This window comes from Photorhabdus antumapuensis (genome assembly GCF_020387775.1).
In the GTDB taxonomy this organism is placed as follows: Bacteria; Pseudomonadota; Gammaproteobacteria; order Enterobacterales; family Enterobacteriaceae; genus Photorhabdus; species Photorhabdus antumapuensis.
The window spans coordinates 1-5,311 of sequence record NZ_JAHZMK010000069.1 but is presented as its reverse complement, the minus strand read 5'-3'; the positions used below and the strand labels follow the sequence as shown (position 1 = coordinate 5,311).

At 34.2% G+C, this 5,311-nt stretch carries 6 protein-coding genes and 1 pseudogene; 3 read left to right on the top strand and 4 right to left on the bottom strand.

Annotation, left to right across the window (positions count from 1 at the left end; translation table 11 throughout):
- The 3 genes from KZ793_RS21105 to KZ793_RS21095 all read left to right on the top strand — a co-directional run.
- On the top strand, positions 1–770 hold a 770-nt coding region (locus KZ793_RS21105), incomplete at its 5' end, for a phage tail protein (protein ID WP_225817103.1).
- On the top strand, positions 771–1,397 hold the full coding sequence (locus tag KZ793_RS21100; RefSeq protein WP_225817102.1) for a tail fiber assembly protein: 627 nt from the start codon (positions 771–773) through the stop codon (positions 1,395–1,397).
- A 392-nt stretch (positions 1,398–1,789) separates the two neighbouring features.
- On the top strand, positions 1,790–2,923 hold the full coding sequence (locus tag KZ793_RS21095; RefSeq protein ID WP_225817101.1) for a glycosyltransferase: 1,134 nt from the start codon (positions 1,790–1,792) through the stop codon (positions 2,921–2,923).
- Positions 2,924–2,933: 10 nt separating this feature from the next.
- Here KZ793_RS21095 and rfaL read toward each other — a convergent pair whose 3' ends face one another.
- The 4 genes and pseudogenes from rfaL to KZ793_RS21075 all read right to left on the bottom strand — a co-directional run.
- Positions 2,934–3,791, bottom strand: coding sequence for an O-antigen ligase RfaL (gene rfaL, locus KZ793_RS21090; RefSeq protein ID WP_225817100.1), 858 nt, complete (start codon positions 3,789–3,791; stop codon positions 2,934–2,936).
- Entirely contained in the window at positions 3,767–4,150 is a 384-nt protein-coding gene (locus tag KZ793_RS21085; protein ID WP_225817099.1) for an O-antigen ligase family protein, read from the bottom strand. The genes rfaL and KZ793_RS21085 overlap by 25 nt, the downstream gene beginning before the upstream one ends.
- Before the next feature lie 314 nt (positions 4,151–4,464).
- Positions 4,465–4,986, bottom strand: a complete 522-nt coding sequence (locus KZ793_RS21080; RefSeq protein WP_317987492.1) for a tail fiber assembly protein — start codon at positions 4,984–4,986, stop codon at positions 4,465–4,467.
- Positions 4,983–5,311 (bottom strand): annotated as a pseudogene (locus KZ793_RS21075) (phage tail protein); the annotation flags it as partial. The gene KZ793_RS21080 and the pseudogene KZ793_RS21075, both read right to left, overlap by 4 nt.

The window sequence follows — 5,311 nt, the reverse complement described above, 5'->3', positions numbered from 1 at the left end:
AAAACCTTGGTTTAGTGGAAACGGTGAATTTGGCGAAAAGTGCGGTGCCGAGTAGTCGGAAAATTAATGGCAAGGAGTTGACTGGGAATGTGAGCTTGAGTGCGGGGGATGTGGGGGCGTTTAGGCTTGGATTAACAGGAACATACTCTGTTAATAATCAAGTCCCTTGGAACGCAGATACGGGATTATATGATTTGCAGCGTCCTGGGGACAGCCAGCTTGTTGCTCACTTTTGTAACGGAATTGGAAGTTGTCCGGCATTTCAGCTAAAAGTGCATTACAAAAATGGAGGGATTGCTTATCGTTCAGCTCGTGATAGTTATGGGTTTGAGAAAGATTGGTCAGAGCTGGCAACAATTGAACAAATTAGCGCTGCAAATAACATTCCTGTTGGTGCTCCAATCCCATGGCCATTACCGAATGTGCCTGCTGGCTATCTGGCATGCAACGGTCAATCATTTAATAAGTCTCTATATCCGAAGTTAGCCGCTGCTTATCCATCAGGTGTGCTTCCTGATTTACGCGGTGAATTTATCCGTGGTTGGGATGATGGGCGGGGCGTGGATCATGGTCGTGGCATTTTGTCGTGGCAAGCTGATGAGTTTAAATCTCATAGCCATACTTTAAATGGAGATGATGCAGGTTCATGGGGTAGTCATGTTGGTCGGGGTAATGGTAACGCAAGGAGTATTGACTCAACTAATAAAACTGGTGGCAACGAAACCCGTCCCCGCAATATCGCATTTAACTACATAGTAAGGGCAGAATAAATGATTGAACAAAAATATTCTTTGGAACCGGAAACGACAATCTTAGGTAAAGATGGATTGGCAGAAAAAGCTGGCTGGTTGACTATCTACCATGCAGCACCTAACTCAAGGGAGTTTATCGGTGCGACACCAGAATACCTGATGAAGGGAGTTGGCATATCGGCGAGCTCCTATACAGATGCCCCGACACTTCCTGAATCCGATTCTATGGCAGTCAGACGCACAGTAGATGGAAAACTCTGGGAAATTGTGCCTGATTACCGAGGAAAAACAGCTTACAACATACAAACTCGCTTACCGCAAGAAATTACTGATTTGGGTGAATTACCCAAAACTCTGACATTCAAACAACCTGCTACTCATTTTGATAGATGGGATGGTTCAAACTGGGTGACTGACAAAGCGGCAATAAAGGATAGTGAAATTGAACAGGCAGAACAACTGCGTGACACACTGTGCACACAAGCTAATGAAACCATTATGTTGCTCCAATATGCCGTTGATACTGAATTGGCTTCGGAAGAGGAACAGGCACTGTTACTTGAATGGAAAAAATATCTGGTATTACTGAACCGTGTTGATACTTCACTGGCTCCTGATATTGAATGGCCAGAAATACCAAAATAAGTTACATCTTTTGGTAAAACATTTCCTATGAGTGATATGTTGGATCTGGCAAATTCATCAGATCACTCAGATAAAGTTGTATCCTCCAAAAATGGTCTATTATTTTAAGAGATTATTTAGTAAAAAAGGTCATAGAACTATTTAGCATTGATCCGATAGAAGGAGAACTTAGTCCATTCAATGACGTATGCTTTGCCAATAGTATTGGACATGTTTTTAATAAAATTATAAGATGCCTCGTTGCTATTCTAATGTTCTTTAACAGCTACAAATTCTGAATCAATCTTTATTTAGTACTATAAGTGCGATATCAGTTATAACAGTATTGTTAAAATATATATTGGATGCAATAATCATAAATTATCGATATCTATCAAGGGGGAATTTTTATTATGAAAAACATTATATTTATAGCTCCAGAGTTTCACTCCATTCCCCCTACCTATTCATCTGCTGTTGAATGGTGGATTTATAATGTAGCAAAGGAATCAAATATCAAAAACATGATAATTTGTAAAGGTGAGCGTAATGAAAATAAAACAGAGATAATAAATAAAAACTCCATTATATATAGAATCAGAATTAGCCGTGTCTATAAAAGAATATTTAAAAAATGGACAAGATTAGATCCATTTCCTTATAGCAAAAGAATCGCTTTAAAAATTCATCAGATAAACAAAGAAAATGACTCGATATTAATAGTTCATAACTCTATTACATTATATAACGAAATAAAAAAATTCTATCCAGAAGAATTAATGATTCTTCACATGCATAATAAAAAAAACACAGGACACCTTGATTACAGGACAAAGTTAATTACACCAAGTATTTTTTTAGCTGACTTCTTTAAAAAAGAAACTCCAGATATTAATGTAAAACTAGTCCCTAATGGTATTAGCAAAGATATGTATAGTTCTAATCAGAACTGGAACAGAGAAAAATTTAACTTACAAGATAAAGATATTGTTATTCTCTATGCAGGAAGATTAGATAAAGGTAAAGGTGTTATTGAGTTAATGGAATCAGTAGCTATCCTGAAAAATGCAATAAAAAATATAAAATTACTTATTGTGGGAGATTATAAAACTAAGAAAAGAGGAAGACTTGAAGATTATAGAAAAAAGGTTATTAAGCAAGCTAATAAGATGAGTTCATACTGTATTCTTGCGGGAAATATTTCTCCTAATAATATGCATAAAATCTACCCATTAGCCAACTTAACAGTAGTTCCATCATTAACAGATGAAGCTTTCTGTATGGTCGCTTTAGAATCAATGGCTAGTGGCACTCCTGTTCTTGTAAGCCCTAGAGGTGGAATAAAAGAATTTGTCATACATAATGAAACTGGTTTTCATTTGAAAGAGCCCCTATCTGTTGAAAGTATTTCTTTAGATATCAGTGAAACTCTGAATAATCCAAATGTAAAAGCTATTGCTGAAAAAGCAAAATTAACTGCACTGAATAATTATGATTGGAAAAACATAAGTAATAAACTTATCGATGTTTTAAACGAATGGTTCTAGAATAAAGCCGTCAATCAAGACGGCTACCATTATTGGCTATAACTGACATCAAAAATCCCAGATAAACACCTAATATGTTCAAATGAACACTTTCAAAGTTACCTCTAACGATAAAGTATCCAACAAAAGAAGCCATTAACATAATTGAAATTTGCTTTGTATATTTATTTCTACTTAAAATTAGTGTGGTTGACTCTTTTATATATATGAATATAAGATACAGGAAGGATAAAAATCCAATAATTCCCGATGAAAACCAAACTGTAAGATATATATTATGAGGCCCTAGTGAACTCTTAAATATCCATTCCTGATGATTGATAACATTATCATTGTATATAGAATTGTATATTTCATTCCCTGCCCCATATCCTAAAATAGGATTTTTTAATATTAATGTCAAAGCAGAGCCTTGAGTCCCATTTTCATATCTATGGCTACTGTCAAGTTGTTCCATTTTTGTTAACAGAATAGATTCATTGCTACTTTTATGTACTTTAACTACAGAAAAAATGGCAACTCCGGTAATTAATGTAATTACAAAAAGTTTCCAATCTCTGTTTATTAATAAGATAAGTATATACATGGAAAAAACAGCGAGCCAAGCACCTCTGGAAAGGGTTCCTAGTAAGACAAACAATACTAAGGTAGAGAACGAAATTATACCAAATAAACTGAAATAGTTACTTTTATTAACAAGGTACCAGGTAGATAGCAAAACAGGAAAGAAAAATACAATTCCATCTGAAACGCTTCTATGGTTAAAGTTAGAAAACGGCATTATATTGTTTCTATAATCGACATAATATAAGTAAATTTCTTTTAAAGTTATCAGAGATAACCCTATAAAGAAACTATATAAAAACATTTTTTTATTTTTAGGCTATTTTCCTTATATAATAAAATTAATATTAAAGTAGCAACAATAAATACATCCCTAAAAAATGGAGTTTTGACTTCACTAAAGCTAATTGCAGGGATTTTAGATATAAAAATAGAATAAACGACAGTAAGGAAGAAAATAAATAGTGCAAAAAATATTCTATTTTTTACTGCATTTAGGTATATTTTGGGGGATTTACATAGATAAAAAATCGATGTAATTGCCATCAATATAAGAAAAATATTTTTATATCTAGTTACGTCAGTTAGATAGATAAGAGAAACATAACCACCAACTAAGAAAGTATTCCACGATATATTTTTCTTTACAAACTCGATAGTCATTAGCAATACCAAAATGTGATTTATCAGTATTGTTATTTTAATACATAACAGTAAAAAGACAAAGTTTTTATATGTTATCAAATAACATATTAATATTTCTTTCAAATCTAATGCTAAATTACAAATTGTGATGCTGAATATTTTAGCCATCCGGTAATTTTGACTCTTTAGTTTACAGCAGTAGAAATCAAAAATCTGTGTTTTTTGATATTCATTACACTAAAAAACCGCTGAATTTAAGCTTTCCTATGGGTAACAGCCTCTGTTGAGAAAAAACACAGAACAATGCAATCAAGGGCCCCACGGCCCTGTGCTTATTTTGGTAATTCAGGCCATTCAACATTGGGAACTAATGAAGTATCGATACGATTGAGTATCACCCTATACTTCTTCCATGCCAATAGAGCAGTTTTTTCTTCGTCAGTAGCAATATTTAAATCAACAGCATCTTGCAGTGGCGAGATCTTGTTTGCTGCTTCTATTAGTAATATTGTTTTTTGATTTCTTACCTGCATAACCAACTCTTTCTTAGAGTAGATACGTTTTATGATTGATACTCCGTCGAATACCCAATGACCATTAATATCTATATCAACAGGTACATACTCAACTTCGGTGACACTCATATTAAAAGGAAACAAACTAGATACATCTGAAGAATATGACGTGATAATACCATTGTTATCATACTGAATTTTTATTGTATTTATAGAAAATTTACACTGACACTCGTACCAATCCTCACCTTGTTCTGAACGCAAATACATCACTGAATTATCCGATTTTCCATAAATATCCATAGGTGTATATGGGGTAAAGTTTTTTATATTAATCATAATTGTGCCACCGTTACCCAAATGCCATTTTTATATACTTGGACATAGCAAGCTGTTGCACGGTTCCAATCACCGACATCAACTGTTTGAATGAAAGAACCTTGAGGAGCGGTATAGTAACGTCCATCACGCGGAATAGTGAAAGGAGAGGATAAACGAACATCGTTAGTTACAGCGCGAACTTTAGCATCAACCTCAACTTTCGTATAAGCTCCTACATCCGTTGCTCCTAAACTAATATCACCTGCCAGCATTTTCCCATTTACTTTTCGGTTATTAGGTACTGCATTATTGGCTTTTTGAACGGTTTCCACTAAACCAAGGT

What these genes read in the sequence shown, in the direction of transcription:
- KZ793_RS21095 (WP_225817101.1), top strand. Translation starts at nt 1,790, where the DNA reads ATGAAAAACATTATATTTATAGCTCCAGAGTTTCACTCCATTCCCCCT.
- KZ793_RS21085 (WP_225817099.1), bottom strand. Translation starts at nt 4,150, where the DNA reads ATGACTATCGAGTTTGTAAAGAAAAATATATCGTGGAATACTTTCTTA.
- KZ793_RS21080 (WP_317987492.1), bottom strand. Translation starts at nt 4,986, where the DNA reads ATGATTAATATAAAAAACTTTACCCCATATACACCTATGGATATTTAT.
- KZ793_RS21100 (WP_225817102.1), top strand. Translation starts at nt 771, where the DNA reads ATGATTGAACAAAAATATTCTTTGGAACCGGAAACGACAATCTTAGGT.
- rfaL (WP_225817100.1), bottom strand. Translation starts at nt 3,791, where the DNA reads ATGTTTTTATATAGTTTCTTTATAGGGTTATCTCTGATAACTTTAAAA.